Origin of the sequence: Algibacter sp. 2305UL17-15, from assembly GCF_040720935.1 — a bacterium.
Taxonomy (GTDB): domain Bacteria; phylum Bacteroidota; class Bacteroidia; order Flavobacteriales; family Flavobacteriaceae; genus Jejuia.
Genome location: NZ_JBFDAE010000022.1, coordinates 1 through 26,162 on the forward strand (window position 1 = coordinate 1; position 26,162 = coordinate 26,162).

The window sequence follows — 26,162 nt, forward strand, 5'->3', positions numbered from 1 at the left end:
CAATACCATACGCTTTACCTAGTTGATACTTGTTTAATTTTCCTGCGGTAAGTTCGTCTAAAATTTTGAGTTTAAAAGATTCGGAATACCGTCTGATTACTTTGTCATTTTTGTACATAATTGATTAAGATTGTGTAGCCTTTATTCAGGACGGGTCAGAATTACGGCTGATGGACAACGAACAATGAACAACGATTGATGATTAACGAACAACGAACAACTCTACTCAGGGAAGAACATGATGAATTATGAAGTAACTGAAATGTTTTATTAAGAAAAGGCACTTGCGGATTTGCCCGCGTTAAGCCCCGAGCATACGGGGGCAGAGGAAAGCCCACAGCGACCTTTTGGGAGCGAGGACTTGGAACGAAAAGCCTGACCCCGGTAGGGGAACGCCCAAAACCTAAATATGCAATTTTTCGCCACAATTGTAACAATAATCTGCTTTGTCGCTATGACTTTCGGCAAGACAATTTTCGCAGGATTTGGAGTTTAAAGACACTTTAGTATTTGGATTAGGGTGCTTTTTTGTGCCTTGAGTAGAATATTCAGCAGATACAATTCCTGTTGGTACAGCAATAATACCGTAACCCATAATCATAATTAAGGCAGCCAAAAACTGTCCTAAAGGAGTTACAGGTGCAATATCGCCAAAGCCAACTGTAGTTAGCGTAACAATACACCAATAGACACTAACGGGAATGCTTGAAAAACCACTTTCTTCGCCTTCTATGAGATACATGAGTGTGCCACAAATGACACACAAAATGAGAACCGCAAATAGAAAAACCAAAATTTTTGCCCTGCTTGCTCTTAGGGCAGAGATAAGCATATTTGAAGCACCTAGGTAACGCGCCAGTTTTAGGATTCTAAAAATACGGAGTAAACGCAGGGCTCTCAATGCTGCTAAAGCATGGATACCACCAAATAAAAGGGAGATGTATTTTGGTATTGTGGATAAAAAATCGACAATACCATAAAAACTAAAAATATATTTTAATGGTTTTTTTACAGTAATGATGCGGGCTATATATTCTATGCTGAACAAAATGGTGATGATCCATTCTGAAATATTTAAAAAGTTATGATATTTTTTGTCAAAGCTATCAATGCTTTCTAACATGACTAAAATAATACTTGCTATAATGGCTATAAACAAAACTAAGTCGAAAAGCTTTCCCGCAGGCGTATCGGCTTCATAAATGATGTCATGAAGTTTTGAGCGCCAATGATTTTTTGTTGTTGTGTTCATTTTACTAAAATACTAAAGATATGTTATTTCTTTTTTAGAACAATTAGAGAGTTGGTTTGAATATCAACAACGGTATTCATAAATTCTTTTAAATAGGGGTAAAGTTCTGCGGGATATAAGGGCTTTTTAAAATCTACTTTGAAGGTTATGTTAACAGTATTACCTAATAAATTGCTAGACATATTTAGCAGACCACCATTATCAGCAAGTTTTAATAAGGCGCTTTTTGGAATTTCTACAATTTCAAAAGCGTCATCAATGGTAAACCTTAAATTATAAAAGTAACCATCTTTATAGCCGAAATCTACGGGGTAGGTGCGTTCTTGTAGTTTAAAAGGGTTTTCTTTAAAAAAAGGGAATAGAAATGGATTGATGTATAAATTATCTCCAACTAAAGCTTCTTCTAAGGTAAAATCGAAAGCCGAACTAAAGGATGCACTCGTGTTTTCTGTAGTCTGAGTTTCGAAGTTTTTTATGTTCAAATTCACAAATTTATTCTGAAGTTTTTCAACGTAAGCATCTGGACTTCCTAAGCATGATTTTTTCTTGTTCAAGCCATGATATCCCGTTGCTCTTGATCTTGCCTTACCATTAATATTACCTGCTTCATCAATGTTTAATTCGGTTTTTATAAATGACATGGATGGTTTTCTTGGGCCAATATTAATCCATGAACTTCCGTTTTTAAAGTCTAGTAAACGACCATATAGATTGAGACATTTAAATGGGATTTGCCCGAAACTTAAATAGGGGTCTGTAGCATCTAGCAGATATGTTTTACCACCTATTTTTGCTTGAACTATAAGGTAATTAAAATCTGAAATTACTGGATAAATCTTAGTAGGAAACCCATTTTTTCGAGTCGAAACCAATACAGGAGATACATTGATGTTACAAGACTTTAATAGGTTGTGCAATAAGATGTTTATTGAAGAAACGTTTCCTGATTTGTCTTCAATGAGGTCTTTTATATTGGATTTTTTGAAGATGCTGTATTCCTCATTCCAAGTATAATTTTCTTGAACATGTTTAAGAATGGCTTTGGCTCTTTTTAAATTATTTGGTTCGTTTATGACACTTGCCCCGAAGAAATCTTCTGGTTTTAATTTTTTGGATAATTGTTTGCCTATACTGGGTTCGCTGCGCAGCTCTCCATCAACATCTTTCCATGTTTTGGTATAATTGTTTACTGTGCCATCAAAGCCGCTAAAAGTTTGTAACTCATATTCTATTCGAGCCAAATAGTTGTCTTTGGTTGTCATATGGTTTTCCTCAATAAAAGCAGGTACGTCTTTCATGGCATAGGTGCTTACTGCACAATCGGCACTTGCTCCTCTTGCATGCTCCAGACAGGTTTTTTTAATATCGGATGTTTCTACATCTAATTTTTTATAGCCGACCAGTTTGATATGATAATGCCAATTTCCTGGAATACTTGTTTTGTATTCACTATATAATTTTGGGATATCGTCCTGAAATTCCCAACCTTTATATTTAAACATAAATGGAGATCTTAGCTTGTAACTATATGTAATAACGGAACCAGGTTGAATATTGGGCATTGTGAACTTTACCAAGGTATAATTCTCATTGTACTTCTCTCTAAAAATATCTTTTTCTTCTAATTGTGTTTTAATAACTTTCCCATCAATCTTATTATAAGTGGTTGCTAAAATTTGATCCACTTTTTCTGAGCGGTTTTTAGTATTGTAAAGCGGAATTACAATATTAGCTTTATCAAAACCGTCTCTATTTAAGATTTTTATTTTATGTTTTATTTCAGTTCTTAAATCGTAATCTCCCGGATCTACATAACTGTTGCCTTGTTCGTAAATTACTAGCGCATGTGCTGTTGTGTCTTTTTCAAAAGTATTGGTTTCAATATCGGCAAGCACAACGCGATAAGATTCCGAATTAAAAGCAGATTGAGAAAATAGGTTTAGGCAAAGGCTAAAGGCAAGAATAACTAAAAATTGTTTCATTAACTGTCTAAAATGATTTGTTTTACACGTTTGTTTCGTCTTAGATAACTTTGGATAATATGTTGGGCGTCTCTATTATTTTGCATCGGTGTTATGATAGATTCTAATATTTCCAGATTATTTATTTGATAGTTCAAATTGAAAAATCCAAGACCTACAAAAACACCTTCTTTAATGAGTATTGCACTACGCTCATCTACAGCTCTACCTTTATCGACAATGACCATGTTTTTGTTTTCGTAGCTGTTTTTGTCTATAATAGCTAGAACACGTTTGTTGTAACCTTCGGCAGGTTCTTCTCCGATACACGCACCATCACATTGTTTTATTTCATAATTAAAACAACTTGTTTTTGTTTTGTAAAGCCCTGTTAATTTTTGACATAATTTATAATCTTCCACTACTTTGGTTATAAAACTTTTTCCGCTTTGTCTGTTGCTAAAAGTGGTAATTGGTTTTTTTCTGCCATCGACAACATCAATTTTAAGGTTGATATAGCTGTTTTCATCTTTAAAACTGTAAAGTGCATGTGTGAAAATAGTACGTCTTAAAGCACGATTAAATATGGGTTTGTTCCGTTTTATTTCTTCGCTTTCTTTTAAAAGAGCCACTAATTCACTCCCAGTAGCTTCATAAGTTACGGTATGGACTAAAGCTTGAATTTTTTTTGATTTTGGGTTGGTACTGGTAAAATGCTGATTGATGCGCTTTTTTATATTGTTACTTTTTCCAATATAAATGATTTCCCCATCGGCTTTATGAATATAATAAACTCCTGTAATAGCTGGTAAATCTGCTATAATATCGAGATGTCTAGGTTCTAGTTGTCGTTTAGGGTTTAGTCGCACCGCATCTTTGATGATGTTTTTAGACGTGTCTTTATCCAACAACATTTTAAAGAGTTTTACTGTGGCTTGTGCATCGCCCGAAGCGCGATGTCTATCGGTTACAGGAATACCAAGTGAGCGTACTAGTTTCCCTAAACTATAGGAAGCCTGATCTGGAATTAAATATTTTGAAAGTTCTACGGTACATAGTGATTGTCGTTCATATTCAAAACCTAAGCGTTTAAATTCTGTGCCTAAAATCCTGTAATCGAATTGCGCATTATGGGCCACAATGATACAGCCATCGGTAATTTCAACAATGCGTTTTGCTACTTCGTAGAATTTTGGAGCGTTACGAAGCATGTTACTGTTTATCCCGGTAAGGTTAACCACAAAAGGTTGGATCTCTCTTTCGGGATTTACTAGACTAATAAACTGGTCAACTATTTCATGACCATCAAATTTATAGATTGCAATTTCGGTAATGCCTTCTTCGTTATACTTGCCTCCAGTAGTCTCTATGTCTAATACTGCGTAAATATCCTTGTCTTAATTTGAATAATTTCTTGAACCAAATATACTACTTCCTACACGAATCATGGTGCTTCCACAGTCAATTGCCAGTTGGTAATCGCCACTCATGCCCATACTAATGGTTTCTGGTTTAAAGTTAGAATTTTCTAATGGTTTTAGGCTATCAAAAGTTTGTTTTAACATTTTAAATTCTCTTTCTATCTGATGTATATTATTAGTGAAAGTTGCCATTCCCATAAGTCCCTTGATTCTAACATGTTGTAACTCTGAAAGGGCTTTAGATTGAATAATGTCTTGCGCTTCATTTGGAGACATGCCAAATTTAGAATCTTCATCCGCTATTTTTATCTGCAATAAACAATCGATGATTCTATCGTGTTTTTTGGCTTGCTTGTTTATTTCCTTTAGCAGTTTAAAATTGTCAACTCCGTGAATGAGGCTTACAAAGTTTGCCATGTATTTTACTTTGTTACGTTGTAAATGCCCAATCATGTGCCATTCAATATCTTTTGGCATTTCTTCATATTTCTCAACCATTTCTTGGACTTTGTTTTCTCCAAAAATGCGATGCCCAATATTGTAGGCTTCCATGATATCAGAAACTGGTTTTGTTTTTGAAACGGCTACAAGCGTGACGTGGTCTGGTAATGTGTTTGTGATATTTAGGAGGTTTTCTTTTATGCTCATAAGTGCAAAAATAGGGTAGAAGCTAAATCAAAACAAGGTAGGGATAATTTAATTTTAAGGGTTGAAATTGTTAAATATAATTTTCCTATCTCAAAAACTGTTTGGAAACTTTTTCAGCTTTTTTACTCTCAGAATAATCATAAAACCCTTCGCCCGATTTCACACCTAATTTACCTGCATTTACCATATTAACCAACAACGGACATGGTGCATACTTAGGGTTTTTAAAACCATTGTACATCACGTTTAAAATAGATAAACAAACATCTAATCCAATAAAATCGGCTAATTGTAAAGGGCCCATGGGGTGTGCCATTCCCAGTTTCATAACCGTATCAATTTCTTCAACTCCTGCAACGCCGTTGTAAAGCGTTTCAATGGATTCGTTCAACATTGGCATTAAAATACGGTTGGCTACAAATCCTGGATAGTCATTCACTTCAACAGGAACTTTACCTAAGGTTTTAGATAGATCCATGATGGTTTTAGTGACTTCTTTACTCGTATTGTAGCCATTAATGATTTCCACTAATTGCATGATAGGCACAGGATTCATAAAATGCATCCCGATAACACGTTCTGGTTTTGAAGTCACCGCAGCTATTTGGGTAATTGAAATAGAGGACGTGTTCGAGGCTAGAATTGCTGTGTCTGGACATGCTTCGTCCAAGGTCTTGAAAATTTTGAGCTTTAAATCTAAGTTTTCGGTAGCAGCTTCAACAACTAAATTGGCATTTTCAACCCCTTTATTAAGATTGGAAAATGTAGAAATATTATGTAATGTGCTTTGTTTTTCTTCTGAAGTAATTTTTTCCTTAGCCACCATTCTGTCTAAGTTTGTAGCAATGGTTTGCAGTCCTTTATTTAGGGCATCTTTATTTACGTCAATAAGTTGAACTATAAATCCGTTTTGTGCAAATGTATGTGCAATACCATTTCCCATGGTGCCGGCGCCTATAACTGCGATGTTTTTCATAAAGAATTAATTTTGAAAATTTGTTGAAATAGAAAGACTATTTATGCTCGACTTTCGGAATCCAAACTTCTGTCTTCCGTCTCTTTCCCTAAAACTGATTGATAATCATATTCGCAACGCGCAACGCTTCAGTACCATCATGTAAAGTTACAATTGGCGTTGTATCATTATTTATAGCATCTGCAAATGTTTCCAGTTCGTCAAGTATAGAATTGATGTCCTGTACTTTAGGGTTGTCGAAATAAATCTGTTTTTTAATCCCTTCGGCATTTTGTAAAATCATATCAAAATCTCCAGGATTTTCTGGGGCATCTTTCATTTTTACAACTTCACATTTTTTCTCCAAAAAATCAACCGAGATGTAAGCGTCTTTTTGGAAAAAACGTCCTTTACGCATTTTTTTCAACGAAATTCTACTTGCCGTTAAGTTTGCAACACAGCCATTTTTGAATTCAATTCTTGCGTTTGCAATATCAGGCGTATCGCTAATTACGGCAACACCACTTGCTGAAATATGTTTCACTTCAGATTTTACGATACTCAAAATAATATCAATATCATGAATCATTAAATCTAAAACCACAGGAACATCGGTGCCTCTTGGATTAAATTCAGCCAAACGATGGGTTTCGATAAACATTGGCGATTTGATATCATCTTTCACAGCTATAAAGGCTGGATTAAAACGCTCCACATGACCAACCTGTCCTTTTACCTTATGTAAAGCAACCAAAGCTCTAATTTCTTCGGCTTCGGCAACGGTATTTGTAATAGGTTTTTCAATAAAAATATGCTTTCCTTTTGTAATGGCTTTTATAGCACATTGATGATGGGAAAGCGTGGGTGTTACAATATCGACGACATCTACAGCATCTATTAAATCGTCAATAGAATCGAATAAATGATACCCGAATTCTTCTGCAACTTTTTTTGCATTTTCAGTATCTGCATCATAAAAGCCAACTAAGTCATACTTTTCAGATTGTTTTAGAAGTCTTAAATGAATTTTCCCAAGATGACCTGCACCAAGAACACCAGCTTTCAGCATAATTTTTACGTTTTAAACAAAAATACTATAAATAGTAAGTTCTAATTATAAAATAAAGCCAAAATTAGGCTTTTCCACGATGATTTTTCCACATTAAAGATACTAAAATTAAATTCTGCTAAAATTGTTTTCTTCTTAAAAATGTTTGATTAATTCTAAAAAAAAATCCTCGACGTTTTTCGTTGAAGTTTTGGACGTAATTGTCATTCCCGAGACATCGGGAGTCTAAATAAAATAATTTCGTTTTTATCAAAAACCTAAATAAAGACTAATAAAATTTTATATGTCTTATGGCATGTGTTTCTTCAAGAAATTATTTTATTTTAGCATAATTAACTACCCAAAATTGAAAGATACATTTAAGCATAAAGGATTACGTCAACAATTAGTTAACGTTTTAAAAGTGAAAGGCATACAAGATGAAAAGGTTTTAAAAGCCATTGGCAATATACCTCGGCATTTGTTTATGGATTCTGGTTTTTTAGACCATGCCTATAAAGATAAAGCGTTTCCTATAGCGGCAGACCAAACCATTTCTCAACCTTATACAGTAGCTTTTCAAACTGAATTGCTTCAAATAGCTTCAGGACATAAAGTTTTGGAAATAGGTACAGGTAGTGGTTACCAAACTGCGGTGTTATCCGAATTAGGTGCGATAATTTACAGTATTGAACGCCAACAAGAGTTGTTTAAAAAAACCAGCAAATTTCTGCCAAAGCTAGGCTATCGTGCAAAAAAGTTAATTTTTGGGGATGGTTATAAAGGATTGCCAGAAGAAGCCCCTTTTGATAGTATTATTGTAACCGCAGGCGCACCATTTGTACCTAAGCCGTTGTTGAGTCAGTTAAAGCATGATGGTGGACGTTTGGTAATTCCAGTAGGTGATGATATTCAAGTGATGACACTTTTTATTAGAAAAGGACCAAAGGAGTTTGAACAACATGAGTTTGGCGAATTTCGTTTTGTGCCTTTGTTGGAGGATAAGAATTGAGTGTTGAAAATGACGGGAGACGGGAGACCGATGACGGGAGACTGATGACGGGAGACCGATGACGGAAGACGGAAGACGAAATGACGAAAAGACAGAAGTTAATAAAATTGATTTAGTTTACAGTCGCAGTCTCAGTCTCAGTCTCAGTCGCAGTCTCAGCTTTCAGTTACAGTCACAGTTTACACAGTCTCAGTTAAAAACTTGAAATTTAAAGAAATTCTCTGTGAACCTCTGTGTGAACTCCGCGAATCTCCGCGAAACAATTTACAGCAAGCACCAATCCGTGAAAATCCGTGAAATCCGTGTCTGATATTTTAGAGTATCAGTTACAGTCACATTTTACACAGTCTCAGATAAAAACTTCAAATTCAAGAAACTCTCTGTGAACCTCTGTGTGAACTCCGTGAATCTCCGCGAAACAATTTACAGCAAGCACTAATCCGTGAAAATCCGTGAAATCCGTGTCTGATATTTTAGAGTATCAGTTACAGTCACAGTTTACACAGTCTCAGATAAAAACTTGAAATTTCAAGAAACTCTCTGTGAACCTCTGTGTGAACTCCGTGAATCTCCGTGAAACAATTTACAGCAAGCACTAATCCGTGAAAATCCGTGAAATCCGTGTTTGATATTTTAGAGTATCAGTTACAGTCACATTTTACACAGTCTCAGATAAAAACTTCAAATTTCAAGAAACTCTCTGTGAACCTCTGTGTGAACTCCGCGAATCTCCGCGAAACAATTTACAGCAAGCACCAATCCGTGAAAATCCGTGAAATCCGTGTCTGATATTTTAGAGTATCAGTCACAGTCACAGTTTACACAGTCTCAGATAAAAACTTGAAATTTCAAGAAACTCTCTGTGAACCTCTGTGTGAACTCCGTGAATCTCCGCGAAACAATTTACAGCAAGCACCAATCCGTGAAAATCCGTGAAATCCGTGTCTGATATTTTAGAGTATCAGTCACAGTCACAGTTTACACAGTCTCAGTTAAAAACTTGAAATTTAAAGAAATTCTCTGTGAGCCTCTGTGTGAACTCCGTGAATCTCCGCGAAACAATTTACAGCAAGCACCAATCCGTGAAAATCCGTGAAATCCGTGTCTGATATTTTAGAGTATCAGTTACAGTCACAGTTTACACAGTCTCAGTTAAAAACTTCAAATTCAAGAAATTCTCTGTGAACCTCTGTGTGAACTCCGCGAATCTCCGCGAAACAATTTACAGCAAGCACCAATCCGTGAAAATCCGTGAAATCCGTGTCTGATATTTTAGAGTATCAGTTACAGTCACATTTTACACAGTCTCAGATAAAAACTTGAAATTTCAAGAAACTCTCTGTGAACCTCTGTGTGAACTCCGTGAATCTCCGCGAAACAATTTACAGCAAGCACCAATCCGTGAAAATCCGTGAAATCCGTGTCTGATATTTTAGAGTATCAGTCACAGTCACAGTTTACACAGTCTCAGTTAAAAACTTGAAATTTAAAGAAATTCTCTGTGAGCCTCTGTGTGAACTCCGTGAATCTCCGCGAAACAATTTACAGCAAGCACCAATCCGTGAAAATCCGTGAAATCCGTGTCTGATATTTTAGAGTATCAGTTACAGTCACAGTTTACACAGTCTCAGTTAAAAACTTCAAATTCAAGAAATTCTCTGTGAACCTCTGTGTGAACTCCGTGAATCTCGGCGAAACAATTTACCGCTCTCAATAATCCGTAAAAATCTGTGTCTAATTTTTTAGAGAGTTCTTATTTTTCAGTCTAATGTATTCAACAAGAATCCTTGAACTCTTTGCGTCTTCGCGACTTTGCGAGAGAAAAAATATTTATTACGTGTATTAAATTTAATTTTGAGAACCCCCAAATATCTCAGTATCCAACCCATCAATGCTCTTAACATTCTTCTCTTTCCAGTACTTTTCAATACGCTCTTTACCCTGTTTTTCAGCCCAAGAATTTAGTTGCTTACGTTCTTCTTTAAAATCCATAAAAGGAACTGCGTATCCACAAGAGGTTTGTACGGCATCAACAGTCATTTCAATAATTTGTCGTGTGCCAGGAATTTCAGGAAATAACTCGATGTGCTGTTTAAATTCAGTATCTCTTTCATGATAAATTTTAGCGTTACCATATAATCTTAAGATTAAAGGTTTACCATCAAAGGAACAGAACATAATTGTCATTCGGTCATTTTTTAACAAATGCGCCGCGGTTTCATTGCCACTACCTGTGAGGTTTAACCACAATATTTTATTTTTATCAATAATTCTGAAAGTATCTGCTAAACCTTTTGGGGACAAATTTATACGTCCTTCATCAACAGCTGTTGCCACAAAAAATATTTTTTGATCCTCAATAAAGGTTTGTAATTCTGGAGTAATTTCAGTAAAAAATTTCGCCATGGTTTAGGTTCTTGGTAAGTAGGCTTTTGGTATTGGGTTTTCTTCGGTTTCTTGAGACCAAAAAATATTGATAATCCACCAACGATTTTCATCATTTAATAATTGAATACTATTCACACCTCTCATAAATGGCTGTTCATCATCTTTACTATGAAAGCATTCGTAAGTACTAAAAACATGTGCTATATTCCCGAAAGCAGTTACTTTTCTATGGATTTCCTTTTCGATAAAACCATTCATTTTTAACCACTTTCCAGAACTTTTAATGTATTCGTTTGGGGTTAAATATTTTGCCTTGTATTCATAATCTTGATTCATTCCAGAGGCAATTAATTTAGCATCAGGATGGAACAGGTATTTAAATTGTTTCCAGTTGCGGTCTTGTTCTTTTTCAGCAGAAAGCACCTTATACAATGTTTTAATGGTTTTGTCTAAAGTTAAAACTCTTGTGCTATCCACAACAAATTCCTTTTTATCAGAATCATCGTTTTTATTTGATCTTTTTTGAGCATTTAGAGGAAGTGAAACAATACCAATTATAAGTATGAGAAGAATCCTTTTCATTTTAAATATTTTATGGAAAATTAATGATTTTGAACCCTTAAAACGGTTAAAATCATCTTAAATTATTTATAGATTTTTTTAATTCTATCCAAATCACGCTTGTTGTCTCTGTCTTTTATCGTTTCGCGTTTATCGAAGAGTTTTTTTCCTTTTGCAAGCGCAATATCTAGTTTAGCATAGCCTTTATCATTAATAAACAAACGCAATGGAATAATGGTCAGCCCCGTATTTTGGACTTCTTTATTCAATTTCTTAAGCTCTTTTTTATTGAGCAATAGTTTTCTAACCGCTTTGGGTTTGTGGTTGTAATAATTGCCAAACGCATATTCTTGAATGGTCATATTCACTACAAAAAGTTCGCCATTTTCACTAAACTCACAAAAACTTTCGGCAATGGAGGCCTTACTGCTTCTTATGGATTTAATTTCGGTGCCAGTTAGCACAATTCCAGCAGTATATTTATCCAATATTTCATATTGAAACCGCGCCTTTTTGTTCTGTATGTTGACTGCTTTTTGCATGACCACAAAACTACGTAATTATATAAAACATTTTACGGTTTTATCAAACTTCAAAGTTAAATAAACACTAATAGATTAAAATATAAATGAAATACGGTTATTTTAGCATTGAATTTTTATCTGAGTATATGAGAAAACTAGTATTAATAGTGCTTGTTGCATTTTTGTTATCCTCCTGTGTTAGTGTAAAAAAACATAACGAGCAAATCACAAAGTTACATTCAGTTGAAGAATTGCATGAAGATATTGATAAAGCCTACAGTCAGTTAAAAAAACAACATCCCAAATTATACCAATACACACCAAAAGCTATTTTGGAATTTAAGTTTGATAGTTTAAAAAGGGCTATAACAACACCATTGACATCTCGCGATTTCTACAAAAAATTAGCACCAGTTCTTACCAATGTGAGACAAGGTCATGTTGCTGTAAAACCAATGGGAAAGCGTTTTGAACGGAAGGAACTGAAAAAGCTTAAAAAGAAAAAATTTGAATTTTACGATTTAGAATTTGAATATTTAGACGATAAATTATGGGTAAAACGAACCCTTGGAAAAGACTCCATATTTGTTGGAACAGAAGTTGTAAGCATAAATGAGGAACCTGCATCTGAATTAGTGAATACTTATAAAACACGTTTTGCTTCCGATGGTTATAACACAACGCTCCATAACAGGTTTGTTAGTAAAGGTTTTAAACAATTTTACGTGCGCGACAAGGGGTTTTTAGACAGTTTGAAAGTTACCTTTAAATCTAAAGATTCTTTGTTTACTAAAATGTTCAGAAGGGTTCCCAAAAAAGAAAAGAAAAAAGAAACAGATACTTCGGGGTTAAAAAAGGAAGACTCATTAAAAGTAAAACCGAAAAAATTAACCAGAGCCGAAAAGAAAGCAAAAAAAATTGCTGCTAAGAAAAAGCGCAAGTACAATAAAAAACACGGCTATATTTCAAGAACGAAAGAATTTACCAGAAACCTAGATTTTATTGGTAAAGATAGTGCTGTAGCATACATGAAAATTAGAGGGTTTTCAAACGGGAATTATAAAAAGTTTTACAAAGAGAGTTTCGCCAAATTAGATGCTGCTAACACCAAACATTTCATTTTGGATTTAAGGGAGAATGGGGGTGGACGCATTGCTGAAATAGAAAAATTATATTCTTATTTAACAGATAAAGAATTTCAATTTATAACTGAAAGTGAAGTCAATAGCAGGCTTCCCGCTTTAAAATCAGTTATGAGCAATACAACACCAACGGGTTTAAAAATTCTTGCTGGTGTTTTTTCGCCTATTGTTATCGTTCAGAATTTGCTAAAAACAAAAAAGAAAGACGGTAAGCTGTATTATAAGTTTAAGCAAGCCAAACCAGAAAGACCAAATCCATTAAACTATAAAGGCAAATTATATGTGTTGATTAATGGGAATTCGTTTTCAGCTTCCTCAATAATTTCTACACATTTAAAAGCTACGAAACGTGCCACTTTTGTTGGAGAAGAAACAGGAGGGGCCTACAATGGTTGTGTTGCAGGACTTTATAAACACTATCAATTACCAGCAACTAAATTAGTAATTAGAATAGGCTTAATGCAGGTTGAAGCGCCATACAAGCAAGAACCTGATGGATACGGTATTAAACCTGATGTTGAAATTTTACCTACTTTAAAAGATAGACAATTGAAAAAAGATGCAGCATTAGATTGGATTTTAAACGATATCGAAAATTAGCATAGATGAAGTTGCTAAAAAAACTCCAAAACTGTTAAAACCCTTAAATCTAAATTCGTATTTTTGATGTTCGTTTTGCTTTGATACACCTGTCGTGTTCGAAGCATATTTTTTATTCAAAATTCAAAAAAACACTATGAAATCATACGATGTGGCCGTTATCGGTTCTGGTCCGGGAGGATATGTTGCAGCAATCCGTTGTGCACAATTAGGCATGAAAACTGCCATTATAGAAAAATATGCAACCCTTGGCGGAACGTGCTTAAATGTAGGCTGTATCCCAAGTAAAGCACTTTTAGATTCTTCGCACCATTATGACGATGCCATGAAACATTTTGAAGAACATGGTATTGAAATCCCGGGTGAGGTAAAAGTGAATTTGGAGAAAATGATAGCTCGCAAGCAGTCGGTTGTAGATCAAACCACAGGAGGTATCGATTTTTTAATGAAGAAGAATAACATTGATGTATATCAAGGTTTAGGAAGTTTTAAAGATGCTACTCATATTGCAATTTCAGGAGAAGAAACTATCGAAATAGAAGCTAAAAATACAATAATTGCAACGGGTAGTAAACCGTCTTCTTTACCTTTTATTTCAATAGATAAAGAACGGGTTATAACATCAACTGAAGCTTTAAAATTGAAAGAAATCCCGAAACACTTAATTATTATTGGTGGTGGTGTTATTGGTTTGGAACTGGGGCAAGTATATAGACGTTTAGGCTCAGAAGTTACAGTTGTAGAATATATGGATCGTATTATTCCAACTATGGATGCTGGTTTGTCTAAAGAATTAAATAAAGTGTTTAAGAAAGCAAAATTTTCAATGCAAGTATCTCACAAAGTGAAATCTGTTGGGCGAAAAGGCAATGAAGTTATAGTGAAAGCAGATAACAAAAAAGGGGAGGAAGTAGAGTTTAAAGGCGATTATTGTTTGGTTTCAGTAGGTCGTAAACCCTACACAGATGGATTGAATGCAGAGGCTGCTGGAGTAAAACTAGACGATCGAGGACGTGTTGAAGTAAACGAACATTTACAAACAAGTGCTTCCAATATATATGCCATTGGCGATGTTGTAAAAGGAGCTATGTTAGCGCATAAAGCGGAAGAAGAAGGTGTTTTTGTTGCCGAAACTTTAGCGGGACAAAAACCACATATCGATTATAACTTAATTCCCGGGGTAGTTTATACATGGCCGGAAGTTGCTGCAGTTGGTAAAACCGAAGAACAATTAAAAGAAGCAGGTATAGACTATAAAACAGGGTCTTTCCCAATGCGTGCTTTAGGTAGAAGTAGAGCGAGTATGGATTTAGACGGTTTTGTAAAAATATTAGCCGATAAAACCACAGACGAAATTTTAGGCGTACACATGATTGGTGCCCGTGCTGCCGATATGATTGCTGAAGCAGTTGTAGCCATGGAATATAAAGCAAGTGCTGAAGATGTATCTCGTATGTCTCATGCGCATCCAACATTTACAGAAGCTATCAAAGAAGCGGCTTTGGCTGCTACCGAAGATAGGGCGTTGCATATTTAGTGAAACCCAAAACCTAAAAGCGTAGCGCATTAGGTTTTGATGGTTGAACTAAATCCCGTTGGAAACGGGATGCCACATAAGATAAAATTTGAATATCATTGAAGCGAACTTAAATTATTTAAGTTCGCTTTTTTTATTGATTTATAGTGCTATTGAGCTTATAGTCAGTTTATAAAAATTAAATAAAGCACATATTTTACTTGTTGAAATTTTTGAATTAAGTAGTTTCTTTACTATATTTAAAGTTAGAAATTCTTCCTCAAGCTATAATGTTGATTTTGACTGGTTATTTATGCCAAATAGAATATCCTGCGCATGAACAAAAATGTTTCTCCCAGAAAAGAATATTTAAATCCATTCATTATGAAGAAAATAATCATATTACTAGTCGTTTTATGTTGTTCAGTTCATCTTAATGCCCAAGAAAAAGAGTTGTCGCCAATTCTGTTTATTTATGATGCAAGCGGCTCTATGTGGGGCAAACTTCAGAATAAAACCAAAAAAGAAATCGCTGCAGATGTATTGACCGAAACCGTCAATAACCTACCCAATAACCAAAATGTGGGCTTGTTGGTGTATGGTCATACAAAAAAAGGAGATTGCAACGATATTGAATATTTGGTGGATTTATCCAATAATTCAAAAGAGAAAGTTACAAAAGCGGTAAAAAGCATCAATTCTTTAGGGAAAACACCTTTGGCGAGATCGACAACCATGGCTATCAATTCCTTGAAGAAAACAAAAACAAAGGCGACCATTATTTTGATAACCGATGGTATTGAATCCTGTGACGGAGATATCTGCGATGTGGTTTCAAAAGCAAAATTGGAAGGCATAGATTTTAAAATGCACGTTGTTGGATTTGGTTTAAAAAAAGGCGAAAAAGAGCAATTGAAGTGTGCAGCTGGTGCTGGTAATGGTAATTATTATGATGCAAATAATGCCAATGGTCTAGGGGAAGTACTTACTGTGGCTACTTCAGAAACCGTTGATGATCCAAAGGGGGACTTTTCAGTTTATGCTACAAAGAATGGGAAGCCTGTTGATGCATGGGTAAAAGCAATAAATAAAGAGACTAATAAAGAAATAGATTTCGCTAGAACCTATCGAGATACTTCATATTTATACTTGCCCGCTGGAAAATATACACTTCAGGTCAGACCACTTGAAAATTCTAAAATTAAAGGAACTACAGTAGATGTTGAAAGTATAGATGGAATAAAGGGACATCAAACAGTAAGTTTCGACGGTGGAAAAATTAATATAATAACAACAAATAACAAAGAAGGATGGGATAGTTCCTGTAAAGTAAAAACACAAGAAGGAAAGGTTGTAGTAGGCACCCGAACCTATGGAAAGCCAAGAGTTATAGAGATAAATGCGGGTGTTTACGACATTACGGTTCAAGGGTTGAAGATGAAAGGACTTGAAACAGTTTATACCATTGAGGATGTAAAAGTAGAATCTGGAAAAACTGTTGAGGCAGTACATAATTTTGATTCTGGCATTGCAATGATTGGTGCAAAAAACGGTAATACACTTGTGGATGCTTTGGTAAAAATTAGTGATAAAGCAACAAAAAAGAATGTTGCCGGTAGTAGAACTTATACATCTTCAAATTCTAATCCTAGAACATTTGTTTTAAATCCTGGAGTTTATGAAGTCAGTGTTAGGGGGTTGAAAAAGGAATACGCTGGAAAAATAGAAACGTTCACTATTGAAGTTAAGGTAGGGGAAACAGTTACCAAAACTATAAATTTTTAGGTATGGCACATCAAATGTTAAAAGGCTACAGTTTCTTGCTCTATTTTTTAATGCTAATCGCTTCCTTTTTTGCTGGTTTAACTTATGCGGGTATTGTTGGTGCAGGGAAAAATCAAGGTTTGGCAGGTGGTGCGATTGTACTTGGGTATGGTGTTATGGGGGCTGTTATCGGTCTTGTGGTCTCCCTTATTGTGGCAAACAAAGCAAAAAGAAAGATTATCATATGGTTAAACGTCGCCCTTGCCGTTTCTATTGTATGTTTTTGGGGTTATTATCATATGAAATATTTAGAAAAACAAAAAGCCAAGGCACTTGAAAATCAGGAAATCCAGAACATTAAAAAACCTAAAAAGAAAGTCCCGACAGCAACCGTAGATTCAAATGCAGAACCAACGGCTATGTTGGTAAAACCAAAAACGAAAGTGGCTATTGATGACGGATTAGGTATGTTTATTCCAAATTTAGGCGAAGAAAACGCACTATATTTTTATGGCCACCTTAATTTTGAAAAATCTACACAGGAACATTTTCCAATTGATAGTATCACGTTTAAAAAATCAAAGTATGGTGGTTTTGAAATTGCTACAGCACCACCATGGTTGGTTCCAGATCATTTAAAATTGGATTATGACATGCTTTATTTTAGAGTGCAATCTGTTTCTGGGGAATTTGTTGAGGTTACCGTAAATACCGTCACAAACCAAACCTCATTTGTACATAAATATGATGGTAAAATCCAGTATTGGCCAGAATTTTTATTAGGTGTGCATAGTGTTGAATTTTTAAATTCAGAGGCACAAGCTATATATGTAAAGCCTTTAGATCATGCAGGGAAACTGTCTGTGCCACATCGTTTTATGAAACCATTACGCATCGCGAATGAATGGATGCTTGTAACGCTGCTTGATGATAATTTTGATACCATTGGCAAAGGTTGGATCAAATGGATACATGATAATAAGTTGTTGATTAGCTATTCCTTATTAAGTTAATTTTAGTATTGTTTAATATTTTAACGTTTTATTTAAACAAAATAACTGAAATTATGTAATTTAGCAAACTATAAATAGTTGCTATGATTGACCCAAAACTGTGGAGTTTTTATTTGTTTCTGTTATTTTCCATAGCTGTTTCAGCTCAAAATAAGTTTACAATAAGTGGTACTGTAACTGATGTTTCCAACGGGGAAACTGTTTTTGGGGCATCAGTATTTTTAGAAGGAACGACCATAGGCACAATCACAAACGAATATGGTTTCTATTCCATAACGGCTCCTGAAGGAAATTATAAGTTAGTGATATCCTATGTTGGTTATGCAACTATTAGGAAAAAAATTGATTTATCCGAAAACCAGCAAATTAATTTTGAAATTAGCGAAGCTTCAACACAGTTAGATGAAGTCTTAGTTGTTGCTGAAGAATCGGAACGTGTCAATATTAGAAGTCCGCAAATGAGCGTTTCAAAATTGAAGTTAGAAACCATTAAAACCATGCCTGTGGTGTTAGGAGAGACGGATATTATCAAATCCATTCAATTGTTGCCAGGAGTTACAAGTGGCGCTGAAGGTTCTGCGGGTTTTAATGTGAGAGGTGGTGCTGCAGATCAAAATTTGGTGTTGTTGGATGAAGCTATTATTTATAATACATCACATTTATTTGGTTTCTTTTCGGTGTTCAATGCGGATGCTATTAAGGATGTTAAACTCTATAAAGGCGGCATTCCAGCACGTTTCGGAGGTCGGGTTTCTTCAGTACTTGATGTACGCCAAAAAGATGGAAACAGCAAAAACTTCGAATTAAATGGAGGTATTGGAATTATTTCAAGCCGATTGTCAGCAGAAGGACCTGTCTATAATGATAAGGGGTCTTTTTTAATCGCAGGTCGTGGCTCCTATGCCCACTTGTTTTTATTGGCTTCTGGCGAAGAAAATAGTGCTTATTTTTACGATTTAAACCTAAAAACCAATTACAATCTTGATAAAAACAACAAATTCTACCTTTCGGGATATTTTGGAAGAGACGAGTTTAATTTCGGAGCAAACTTTGTGAGCGGTTATGGAAATGCTTCAGGGAATTTAAGATGGAATCATATTTTTAACGATCGTTTGTTTTCAAATTTATCGTTCATATATAGTAAATATGATTATTCTTTAGATTTCAAGTCTTTTGATTTCGATTGGATTTCTTCAATAAATAATTACAATATCAAATATGATTTAAGTTATTTTAAAAATGAAAAAGTACAATTGAATTTCGGGTTGAATGCCATTTACTATCAATTTAATCCCGGGGAAATAAATCCTACTTCGGAAACTTCATCTATTAATCCGTTAGTGTTAGACCAAAAACGGGCTTTCGAAAATGGATTATATGTAAGTGCAGAACATAAAATAAGTGACAAGCTAACTGCAACATATGGATTGAGATATAGCTATTTTATAAGACGTGGCGGACAGCCATTAACAAATTACGAAAATGATTTGCCAATAGTTTACAACAGTAGTTTAGGTATTTATGAAGAAGGCAATGCTACTGGGGAAACAGATTACGCAAGAACTGAAACCATAAAAACCTTTGGTAATTTAGAGCCGAGACTGGCAATTTCATATGTATTGAATGAGGATACGTCAATTAAAGCAGGCTACAGTCATACAGCGCAATACATTCATTTATTGTCCAACACATTATCGGTTACGCCATTGGATGTTTGGACGCCTAGTGGTAAATTTATCAAGCCACAATTGTCCGATCAATATTCAATAGGCTATTTTAAAAACCTAAAGGATAAATTATATTCTTTGGAAATTGAAGCCTATTATAAAACAGTTGCTAATAGAATTGATTATGTAGATGGTTCGGATTTAATAGGTCAGAATACCATAGAAACTGAGATTTTAAATGGGGAACTTCGCGCCTATGGTTTAGAGTTTTTACTGCGTAAAACGAAAGGGGATTTTACCGGCTGGTTGGCATACACAATTTCTAAAGCAGAACAGCGCACACCGGGAGGCGTTTCTGGAGGTCCAGGAATCAATAACGGAAATTGGTATTATGCAGCACAAGATAGAACACACGATGTGTCCGTTACTGGAGCGTACAAATTCAACGAAAAATGGACGTTTGGTGCGAATGTCATCTATCAAACAGGACGTCCTGTTACGTATCCAAATGGACAATATACCTACGAAGATTTGAACATTGCAAATTTTTCAGATAGAAATTCAAGCCGTTTAACAGACTATCATCGTATTGATATTTCAGCAACTTATGTTCCAAACAGAAAACCGGAAAAACGTTGGAAAGGCGAATGGGTTTTCGGAATTTACAATATTTACAACCGAAGAAATGCAGCTTCTGTGTCGTTTGGGCAAAACAGGGAAACAGGTGCAAATGAAGCAACACGAACAGCAATTTTTGGAATTGTGCCTTCAGTTTCCTATAATTTTAAATTTTAAAAGATGAAACATTTTACGTATAAAATACTCGTTTTCGCTTTAGTGATTTTCACATCCTGTACCGATGTGGTTGATGTTGATGTTCCTGAGGCCGCACCAAGATTGGTGGTTGAGGCTTCCATAGATTGGGAAAAAGAAACTCAAGGGAACGAGCAATCTATAAAATTGAGCATGTCCACACCTTATTTTGATAATTTAACCAACACAGATGTTGCTGGTGCTTCGGTAAAAATCACAAATAATACTACCAATGCCGAGTTTGTTTTTAGTGATACTGGGAACGGAATTTATACAACATCTAGTTTTGTACCGGTTTTAAATCAAGCTTATACGCTGGAAATAAATTACGACGGAGAGACATATATAGCCGAAGAAACCTTAACACCTGTTGTAGATATCGATGAGTTAAGTCAGTCTAGAATTGGGGGTTTTAATGATGAAGCTTTAGAGGTTGATATTTTCTTTAACGATCCCCCAAATGAAGAAAATTTTTATCTATTTCGGTTTGAAGAAGAAGGCGATATTTTACCAGAATTATTGGCAATTCCAGATGAGTTCACAAACGGTAATAGAATGAAAGTATTTTTTGAAAAGGAAAATGATGAAGACGCAAATCAAGAAGAATTTGAACCAGGAGATATTGCTCACATCAATTTCTACGGCATTTCTAAGCAATACTTCAATTATATGGATTTGCTTGTCGAGCAATACGAAAATGCCGATAATCCCTTCGGAACAATTCCAGCTTCTCTAAAAGGAAATTGTATCAATCCTTCAAATCCAGAAAACTATGCTTTTGGGTATTTTAGATTAACGCAGGTGGTTAAGGTTACTTATGTGTTTCGGTAATTTATAATTACATAATAGAAATTAATGTTTTGCCGTTCGCAATGACGGTCATTCATTAACGTTCAGGAAATCAAACCCCAGACGTCATTACGGGGAGTTTACGACGAAGTAATCCGTTGAATGTTCAGACTGTCTGTTGTTAAAGATTGCTTCACTCTGTTCGAATGACACTCCTTTAAATGATTGCTTTTCAATTTTTGTTCTATACCAAATTACTTTTTACTATAATTCAAAATCGGCATGCTGCCAACTCGTATTGAATAGTTCTCCATATTTCTGAGCATTGACTTCATCATTTAAATTCTCATAAGCAGTCTTGATGCCATGATAAGCCCAACCATTTTTGGGTAATTTCTCAAGGTCTTCCAGATAAGTTTCAATAGCTAACCGATGTTGTCCGTTTAACATCAGAACTTTTCCTAAATGATGGCGGATAGAGAAAAACCAATCTGGCGGCTCGTTATAATTTAAGGCGTCTTCCATAGAGACAGCTTCTTTCAGTAAAACACTCGCAGCTTTATAATTGCCTTCAGAAGTTAAAATTTCAGCTTTTAAAACTTTTTCTGCTATTTGAACCAATTGATATACCGAATTGATATCCCAAACGGTAATATCATTTAATGTGTCATCTTTAGCCAAAATTTCAAGTGCTTCTAATTCAGTTTTAGCAGCATCAATATTGCCCTTTCCTAAATGTGCCATTCCCTCGGCATAATGCCTAATCGCTTTTGGGTATTTTAAATCATAAGTTTTAAGTTTCATGTTTAAAATAGTATCCCATTTTTTAAATTTTACCGCAACATAATAGGGTATGGTGTAATAATGTTGCAAAGTGCCCCAACCTGGTTCTGCCATAATTTCGGGATGCACATGTTCTGAAACTTTATTGGCGCCAATCATTGCCCAATGGCTATTGCCTTCCAAAGTTGCCGTTGCAGCCATAAAATGATAATTGTGCGGATAATAAGCTAGTGGATACGCACCTTGAGCATGACAAGCTGAAACATAAGTGCTATCGGCTTTAACGGCTGCAATGTTTGATAATGTACCCTTGTGATAATCGCCAGTTCTAATATAAGTGTGCGATGGCATGTGCAGTAAATGTCCAGACCCTGAAACCAAACCATCATCAAAAGCTTTCGCAGATATATAAGAACGCTCTGGAGTACTGGATGCTTCTACGGCATGAATATAAAAATGATGGGCTCCTGGATGATTCGGGTTTTGTTTGATTAATTTTTCTAGTAAAGACACAATTTCCGGAGTCCACGGTTTCGGTTTTCCCGCCTTATCGTATAAATCCCAAGGATGTAAATTCATAATCGATTCAGCATATAAAGAACTTATTTCGGTATCATTTGGGTATGTGTCATAAAGTTTTTTTAAAGCTTTAGAATACGAAATATCTAGCGGGCTTCTATCTTCTGGCGGTTCTGGCGCGTAACGCAATGTCATGGCATTGATAAACTCCTTTTCTTTTTCAGTACAATTATTTGATAACGATTTTGCTTTTTGAATGGCATCATAAGCTCTTTCATAATTATCAGGTTCCATACCGGCATTATAATTAGGGCCTAAAACATAGGCATACCCCCAATATGCCATAGCACATTTAGGGTCGAGTTTAGAGGCGTAATAAAAAGAGCGCGCAGCTTCGGCATGGTTAAACGCATAGGCCAATGCCATACCTTGGTTAAAATAGCGCTGCACCAATTTATTTTGGGTTGATATGGGATAGTTTATCACATCATAGCCCTCTAATAAAGGCGCAACATTGTCTCCTTTGTACCATTCTGCATCGGTAACTTGTGGCACGCAATTGTATTTTGATACTATTGTGGTTTTTACAATTGGAACATCGCCTTGCTTTTTAGATCTTTTACAAGAACATAGAAAATTAAATGCGATGACCAGTAGAATTATATTTTTCATTGTGTAAAGTTTTGATAGTTAGATTCTTAATTGATTTAAAATTACTAAATTTTATGGATTTTTTAATGATATAGTGTCTGTTTCTAATTTTTAGGACCATTTTCCTTTAATCAATAACACCTAAAAGTTTGACACTAAGGTTTTTCATTGATAAGTATCAAATTGTTGAGTAGATTCTTTTCTAGAGATTATAATAAAAATTAGAGTTTGCGTAACAAATGAGTATTAAAAAGAAGCCATTTTAGAACGAGTTTGCATTTTTTTGCTTTTTTTTACAAAATTATGTGACTATTTATAGTTACAAGTGTCTTAATAAAAAGTAAACCAATTAAGCGTTAAGCTAAACTTGAAAACCCTAGAAAATAGTAGCAGCATTTCCGATGAAGATCTGGTAAAAGCAATTGTTGAAAACAACGATACATTGCTTTTCGAGATACTCTATGATAGATATGCTGGTTTGGTGTATAACAAGTGCTATGGTTTTGCAAAGGACGGTGATGAGGCGAAAGATTTAACCCAAGATGTATTTTTAAAACTCTTTATTAAATTGGGGAGTTTTAAAGCGAAGTCTAAATTTTCGACATGGTTGTATGCGTTTACGTATAATCATTGTGTAAATTATGTGACTAGAAATACAGCAAAGAAATTTGAAAAACAATCTGTAGATTATAAGGATATTGAAAATATATCTGAGGAAGAGATAGAAGACAAGGAATTTCTCAACATGCGAGTTGATAAGCTTAAAAAAGCCATGGAATTAATTTCGCCCGATGAGAAAATGATACTATTGTTAAAATACCAAGACTATTTGACCATAAAAGAAATAGAATCGGTTTTAGGAATAGGAGAGAGTGCTGTGAAAATGAGAATTAAAAGAGCGAAAGACAAATTAACCGATGTTTACGCTAGCAACCAAAACTAATGGAGAATCCATTTAAACAAATAGACAGACCGCTTAAAGAAGTTCCACCAGAACTTAAGTCGAAGGTTATGAGCGATATAGCTATGGCTAAACTCATCATGGAGTTAGCCGCACTATTCTCTTATAATATTGGCGATATTATAGAGTCTGTAATGCAGCAAAGAAAGAAAAAGTAAAACGATACAACCCTAACTTAAATATTTAACTAATCATGGAAAAAGCATCAGAATGGAAAGATATTGCCATGGAGTCCTTAACTTCAATATGGCTTGAGATTTCAGCAATATTTCCAAATATTATTGGAACACTTTTAGTACTAATTTTTGGCTGGTTATTAACAAAGATAGTCGTAAAATTAATTAAGAAAGCTTTAAAATTAGCAAAGGCAGATAAGCTTGATGACAAGATAAATGAAATAGAAATCGTTGAAGGTAAAAAGCTAAATTTCGATACCATAAAAATAGTATCAAAATTTGTAAAATGGGTCATGTACATCATGCTCATAATTATGGCATTAGATATCATGAACCTAACCATGGTTTCTGAAAAAGTAAGTGATTTATTGGGATATTTACCTCAGTTATTTACAGCACTTATCATTTTCACGGTGGGGTTGATTTTGGCAAACTTGATAAAGAAAGGTCTTAAGTCGTTTTTTGAATCTATGGATTTATCAGGTGCAAAAATCATCAGTCAGGTGGTGTTTTTTATCATTTTGACGTTTGTGTCCATTACTGCATTAAATCAGGCAGGTGTTGATACTGAGATTATCACCAGTAATATTACTATGATTTTGGCAGCGTTCCTGTTAGCTTTTGCATTGGCACTTGGTTTTGGAGCACAAAGAGTTGTAGCCGAATTGCTAAGAACCTTTTATGCCAGAAAAACATACGAAGTTGGACAAATTATAGAATTTAACGATATCCGAGGAGAGGTTGAATCAATTAATGGCATATCGGTAACCATAAAAACAAAAACAGGCAAGATTATTGTGCCTATTAAAGATATTGTAGAGAGCAAAGTAAGTATACAGGATTAACTTTAAGTTAGGGTTAAAATTTGGTTGGTTACTTTTCTGTGTAACGAAAGCTCTCTACATGTTATAATCCCTTTTCTTCCGATAACTATCGGGATTGAAAGGGGATTTTTTTGTTTATCAGAAAAGCAATAACTTAGAAATTCATAAAATTAAATCCATAACCATGCGTCTATTATGCATTATACTTTTGCTCTTAACTTTTAATTGTAAATCAAAAAAACAAACAATAATACCCGATAGAATAAACCTTGTGTACACCCAAGATTTCGAATCGCCACAAGCCATAAAAGATTTTGAAATGACGGATGCCAAAGCATGGAGAATATCCGAAAGCAAAACAGGGAACGCCTTAGAACTCTTCGGGAAGAGCGACTACAAATCCAGAGTGCGTTCACCATTCAACATTGCTTTAATAAAAGACGTTGTAGTGGGCGATTTTGTGTTTGAAGCAGCACTCAATCAAACAGGAAAAGAATACAGTCATCGAGATTTATGTCTGTTTTTCGGAGCCACCAGTTCCACCAACTTTTACTACGTGCACATTGCAAGTAAAGCCGACGACCACGCAAATAATATTTTTATAGTAAACGACGCACCTAGAAAGTCAATAGGCACAAAAACAACCGAAGGCACAGATTGGGGAAAAACCGACTCGTGGCATAAAGTTAGAATAGAAAGAGAAGTAGCCTCAGGAAGCATTAAAGTGTATTTTGATGAAAGTAAAACACCCATCATGGAAGCCACCGATGTACATTTTACAGAAGGACGCATTGGCATTGGTTCTTTTGATGATACAGGCAAGTTTGATAATATAAAGATTTGGTCTAATGATGTTATTGAAATGGGGAGTGGGTTTTTTGATTAATCTTTGAACATCTAAATTGTTTTTTTCTTTTGGACATTACCACGCTCTAGTGCGGTTGGGCTTTCCGTTATATCTTTCTTGTGCTGAACTTGTTTCAGTATCTCATTAAGTTTTCTCTATAGTTTAAAATATAGCTTTCAAATAAAATTTATAGCTGCACAAAAAAGGATGCCACTTCCCCCGAAGCTTCAGGGCCTAATGTGGGCGTGTTTGCTGAGGTTTGTTATAACTGTTGATAAGTTCGTACGTCAGATTGTCTATTTTCTTTCAATAAAATTTTAACTTTGT

At 35.0% G+C, this 26,162-nt stretch carries 21 protein-coding genes; 11 read left to right on the forward strand and 10 right to left on the reverse strand.

The window, feature by feature from the left end:
* Positions 1-403: 403 nt before the first annotated feature.
* The 6 genes from ABXQ82_RS17420 to ABXQ82_RS17445 all read right to left on the reverse strand — a co-directional run bounded on the left by ABXQ82_RS17420 (position 404) and on the right by ABXQ82_RS17445 (position 7,306).
* A complete protein-coding gene (locus tag ABXQ82_RS17420; RefSeq protein ID WP_367062827.1) occupies positions 404-1,252 on the reverse strand; it encodes an ion transporter in 849 nt (282 codons plus the stop codon).
* A 23-nt stretch (positions 1,253-1,275) separates the two neighbouring features.
* A complete protein-coding gene (locus ABXQ82_RS17425; protein ID WP_367062829.1) occupies positions 1,276-3,234 on the reverse strand; it encodes a DUF3857 domain-containing protein in 1,959 nt (652 codons plus the stop codon).
* On the reverse strand, positions 3,234-4,601 hold the full coding sequence (locus ABXQ82_RS17430) for an exonuclease domain-containing protein (protein ID WP_367062919.1): 1,368 nt from the start codon (positions 4,599-4,601) through the stop codon (positions 3,234-3,236). The genes ABXQ82_RS17425 and ABXQ82_RS17430 overlap by 1 nt, the downstream gene beginning before the upstream one ends.
* Before the next feature lie 9 nt (positions 4,602-4,610).
* Complete coding sequence (locus ABXQ82_RS17435; RefSeq protein WP_367062831.1) at positions 4,611-5,282, reverse strand: YggS family pyridoxal phosphate-dependent enzyme; 672 nt, start codon at positions 5,280-5,282, stop codon at positions 4,611-4,613.
* An 85-nt stretch (positions 5,283-5,367) separates the two neighbouring features.
* The gene (locus tag ABXQ82_RS17440) at positions 5,368-6,258 is read right to left on the reverse strand and encodes a 3-hydroxybutyryl-CoA dehydrogenase (protein WP_367062832.1); all 891 of its coding nucleotides are present in this window, start codon (positions 6,256-6,258) and stop codon (positions 5,368-5,370) included.
* An 88-nt stretch (positions 6,259-6,346) separates the two neighbouring features.
* Positions 6,347-7,306: a Gfo/Idh/MocA family oxidoreductase gene (locus ABXQ82_RS17445; RefSeq protein ID WP_367062833.1), complete on the reverse strand. Its 960-nt coding sequence runs from the start codon at positions 7,304-7,306 to the stop codon at positions 6,347-6,349.
* Positions 7,307-7,652: 346 nt separating this feature from the next.
* Between ABXQ82_RS17445 and ABXQ82_RS17450 the strand changes: the two genes are divergently transcribed.
* Positions 7,653-8,297, forward strand: a complete 645-nt coding sequence (locus tag ABXQ82_RS17450; RefSeq protein ID WP_367062834.1) for a protein-L-isoaspartate(D-aspartate) O-methyltransferase — start codon at positions 7,653-7,655, stop codon at positions 8,295-8,297.
* 1,848 nt (positions 8,298-10,145) lie between these two features.
* Here ABXQ82_RS17450 and ABXQ82_RS17455 read toward each other — a convergent pair.
* The 3 genes from ABXQ82_RS17455 to smpB form a co-directional block, all read right to left on the reverse strand.
* On the reverse strand, positions 10,146-10,703 hold the full coding sequence (locus tag ABXQ82_RS17455; RefSeq protein WP_367062836.1) for a pyridoxamine 5'-phosphate oxidase family protein: 558 nt from the start codon (positions 10,701-10,703) through the stop codon (positions 10,146-10,148).
* A 3-nt stretch (positions 10,704-10,706) separates the two neighbouring features.
* Entirely contained in the window at positions 10,707-11,267 is a 561-nt protein-coding gene (locus ABXQ82_RS17460; protein ID WP_367062838.1) for a hypothetical protein, read from the reverse strand.
* A 62-nt stretch (positions 11,268-11,329) separates the two neighbouring features.
* The gene (gene smpB / locus ABXQ82_RS17465; RefSeq protein ID WP_367062840.1) at positions 11,330-11,788 is read right to left on the reverse strand and encodes an SsrA-binding protein SmpB; all 459 of its coding nucleotides are present in this window, start codon (positions 11,786-11,788) and stop codon (positions 11,330-11,332) included.
* Between the two features lie 128 nt (positions 11,789-11,916).
* Here smpB and ABXQ82_RS17470 point away from each other — a divergent pair, with 128 nt between their 5' ends.
* The 6 genes from ABXQ82_RS17470 to ABXQ82_RS17495 all read left to right on the forward strand — a co-directional run bounded on the left by ABXQ82_RS17470 (position 11,917) and on the right by ABXQ82_RS17495 (position 21,116).
* Positions 11,917-13,512, forward strand: a complete 1,596-nt coding sequence (locus ABXQ82_RS17470) for a S41 family peptidase (RefSeq protein WP_367062842.1) — start codon at positions 11,917-11,919, stop codon at positions 13,510-13,512.
* 136 nt (positions 13,513-13,648) lie between these two features.
* Complete coding sequence (gene lpdA / locus ABXQ82_RS17475; RefSeq protein ID WP_367062844.1) at positions 13,649-15,049, forward strand: dihydrolipoyl dehydrogenase; 1,401 nt, start codon at positions 13,649-13,651, stop codon at positions 15,047-15,049.
* A 363-nt stretch (positions 15,050-15,412) separates the two neighbouring features.
* A complete protein-coding gene (locus ABXQ82_RS17480; RefSeq protein ID WP_367062846.1) occupies positions 15,413-16,813 on the forward strand; it encodes a VWA domain-containing protein in 1,401 nt (466 codons plus the stop codon).
* A gap of 2 nt (positions 16,814-16,815) precedes the next feature.
* Complete coding sequence (locus ABXQ82_RS17485) at positions 16,816-17,805, forward strand: hypothetical protein (RefSeq protein WP_367062848.1); 990 nt, start codon at positions 16,816-16,818, stop codon at positions 17,803-17,805.
* 83 nt (positions 17,806-17,888) lie between these two features.
* Positions 17,889-20,267, forward strand: coding sequence for a TonB-dependent receptor (locus ABXQ82_RS17490; protein WP_367062850.1), 2,379 nt, complete (start codon positions 17,889-17,891; stop codon positions 20,265-20,267).
* A gap of 3 nt (positions 20,268-20,270) precedes the next feature.
* Entirely contained in the window at positions 20,271-21,116 is an 846-nt protein-coding gene (locus ABXQ82_RS17495; RefSeq protein WP_367062852.1) for a DUF4249 domain-containing protein, read from the forward strand.
* A 222-nt stretch (positions 21,117-21,338) separates the two neighbouring features.
* Here ABXQ82_RS17495 and ABXQ82_RS17500 read toward each other — a convergent pair whose 3' ends face one another.
* A complete protein-coding gene (locus ABXQ82_RS17500; RefSeq protein ID WP_367062854.1) occupies positions 21,339-23,048 on the reverse strand; it encodes a hypothetical protein in 1,710 nt (569 codons plus the stop codon).
* A 346-nt stretch (positions 23,049-23,394) separates the two neighbouring features.
* On the opposite strand from ABXQ82_RS17500, the gene ABXQ82_RS17505 reads away from it, so the two are divergent.
* From ABXQ82_RS17505 to ABXQ82_RS17520, 4 genes are all read left to right on the forward strand, one after another.
* Positions 23,395-23,970 carry a sigma-70 family RNA polymerase sigma factor gene (locus ABXQ82_RS17505; protein ID WP_367062856.1) on the forward strand — a complete coding sequence of 192 codons (576 nt, stop codon included), beginning with the start codon at positions 23,395-23,397 and terminating at the stop codon, positions 23,968-23,970.
* On the forward strand, positions 23,970-24,146 hold the full coding sequence (locus tag ABXQ82_RS17510; protein ID WP_367062858.1) for a hypothetical protein: 177 nt from the start codon (positions 23,970-23,972) through the stop codon (positions 24,144-24,146). Before ABXQ82_RS17505 ends, ABXQ82_RS17510 begins: the two co-directional genes overlap by 1 nt.
* Before the next feature lie 35 nt (positions 24,147-24,181).
* Positions 24,182-25,009: a mechanosensitive ion channel domain-containing protein gene (locus tag ABXQ82_RS17515; RefSeq protein ID WP_367062860.1), complete on the forward strand. Its 828-nt coding sequence runs from the start codon at positions 24,182-24,184 to the stop codon at positions 25,007-25,009.
* 250 nt (positions 25,010-25,259) lie between these two features.
* The gene (locus ABXQ82_RS17520; RefSeq protein ID WP_367062862.1) at positions 25,260-25,874 is read left to right on the forward strand and encodes a hypothetical protein; all 615 of its coding nucleotides are present in this window, start codon (positions 25,260-25,262) and stop codon (positions 25,872-25,874) included.
* Positions 25,875-26,162 lie beyond the last annotated feature (288 nt).

What these genes read in the sequence shown, in the direction of transcription:
- ABXQ82_RS17420 (WP_367062827.1), bottom strand. Translation starts at nt 1,252, where the DNA reads ATGAACACAACAACAAAAAATCATTGGCGCTCAAAACTTCATGACATC.
- ABXQ82_RS17425 (WP_367062829.1), bottom strand. Translation starts at nt 3,234, where the DNA reads ATGAAACAATTTTTAGTTATTCTTGCCTTTAGCCTTTGCCTAAACCTA.
- ABXQ82_RS17435 (WP_367062831.1), bottom strand. Translation starts at nt 5,282, where the DNA reads ATGAGCATAAAAGAAAACCTCCTAAATATCACAAACACATTACCAGAC.
- ABXQ82_RS17440 (WP_367062832.1), bottom strand. Translation starts at nt 6,258, where the DNA reads ATGAAAAACATCGCAGTTATAGGCGCCGGCACCATGGGAAATGGTATT.
- ABXQ82_RS17445 (WP_367062833.1), bottom strand. Translation starts at nt 7,306, where the DNA reads ATGCTGAAAGCTGGTGTTCTTGGTGCAGGTCATCTTGGGAAAATTCAT.
- ABXQ82_RS17455 (WP_367062836.1), bottom strand. Translation starts at nt 10,703, where the DNA reads ATGGCGAAATTTTTTACTGAAATTACTCCAGAATTACAAACCTTTATT.
- ABXQ82_RS17460 (WP_367062838.1), bottom strand. Translation starts at nt 11,267, where the DNA reads ATGAAAAGGATTCTTCTCATACTTATAATTGGTATTGTTTCACTTCCT.
- smpB (WP_367062840.1), bottom strand. Translation starts at nt 11,788, where the DNA reads ATGCAAAAAGCAGTCAACATACAGAACAAAAAGGCGCGGTTTCAATAT.
- ABXQ82_RS17470 (WP_367062842.1), top strand. Translation starts at nt 11,917, where the DNA reads ATGAGAAAACTAGTATTAATAGTGCTTGTTGCATTTTTGTTATCCTCC.
- lpdA (WP_367062844.1), top strand. Translation starts at nt 13,649, where the DNA reads ATGAAATCATACGATGTGGCCGTTATCGGTTCTGGTCCGGGAGGATAT.
- ABXQ82_RS17480 (WP_367062846.1), top strand. Translation starts at nt 15,413, where the DNA reads ATGAAGAAAATAATCATATTACTAGTCGTTTTATGTTGTTCAGTTCAT.
- ABXQ82_RS17485 (WP_367062848.1), top strand. Translation starts at nt 16,816, where the DNA reads ATGGCACATCAAATGTTAAAAGGCTACAGTTTCTTGCTCTATTTTTTA.
- ABXQ82_RS17490 (WP_367062850.1), top strand. Translation starts at nt 17,889, where the DNA reads ATGATTGACCCAAAACTGTGGAGTTTTTATTTGTTTCTGTTATTTTCC.
- ABXQ82_RS17495 (WP_367062852.1), top strand. Translation starts at nt 20,271, where the DNA reads ATGAAACATTTTACGTATAAAATACTCGTTTTCGCTTTAGTGATTTTC.
- ABXQ82_RS17500 (WP_367062854.1), bottom strand. Translation starts at nt 23,048, where the DNA reads ATGAAAAATATAATTCTACTGGTCATCGCATTTAATTTTCTATGTTCT.
- ABXQ82_RS17510 (WP_367062858.1), top strand. Translation starts at nt 23,970, where the DNA reads ATGGAGAATCCATTTAAACAAATAGACAGACCGCTTAAAGAAGTTCCA.
- ABXQ82_RS17515 (WP_367062860.1), top strand. Translation starts at nt 24,182, where the DNA reads ATGGAAAAAGCATCAGAATGGAAAGATATTGCCATGGAGTCCTTAACT.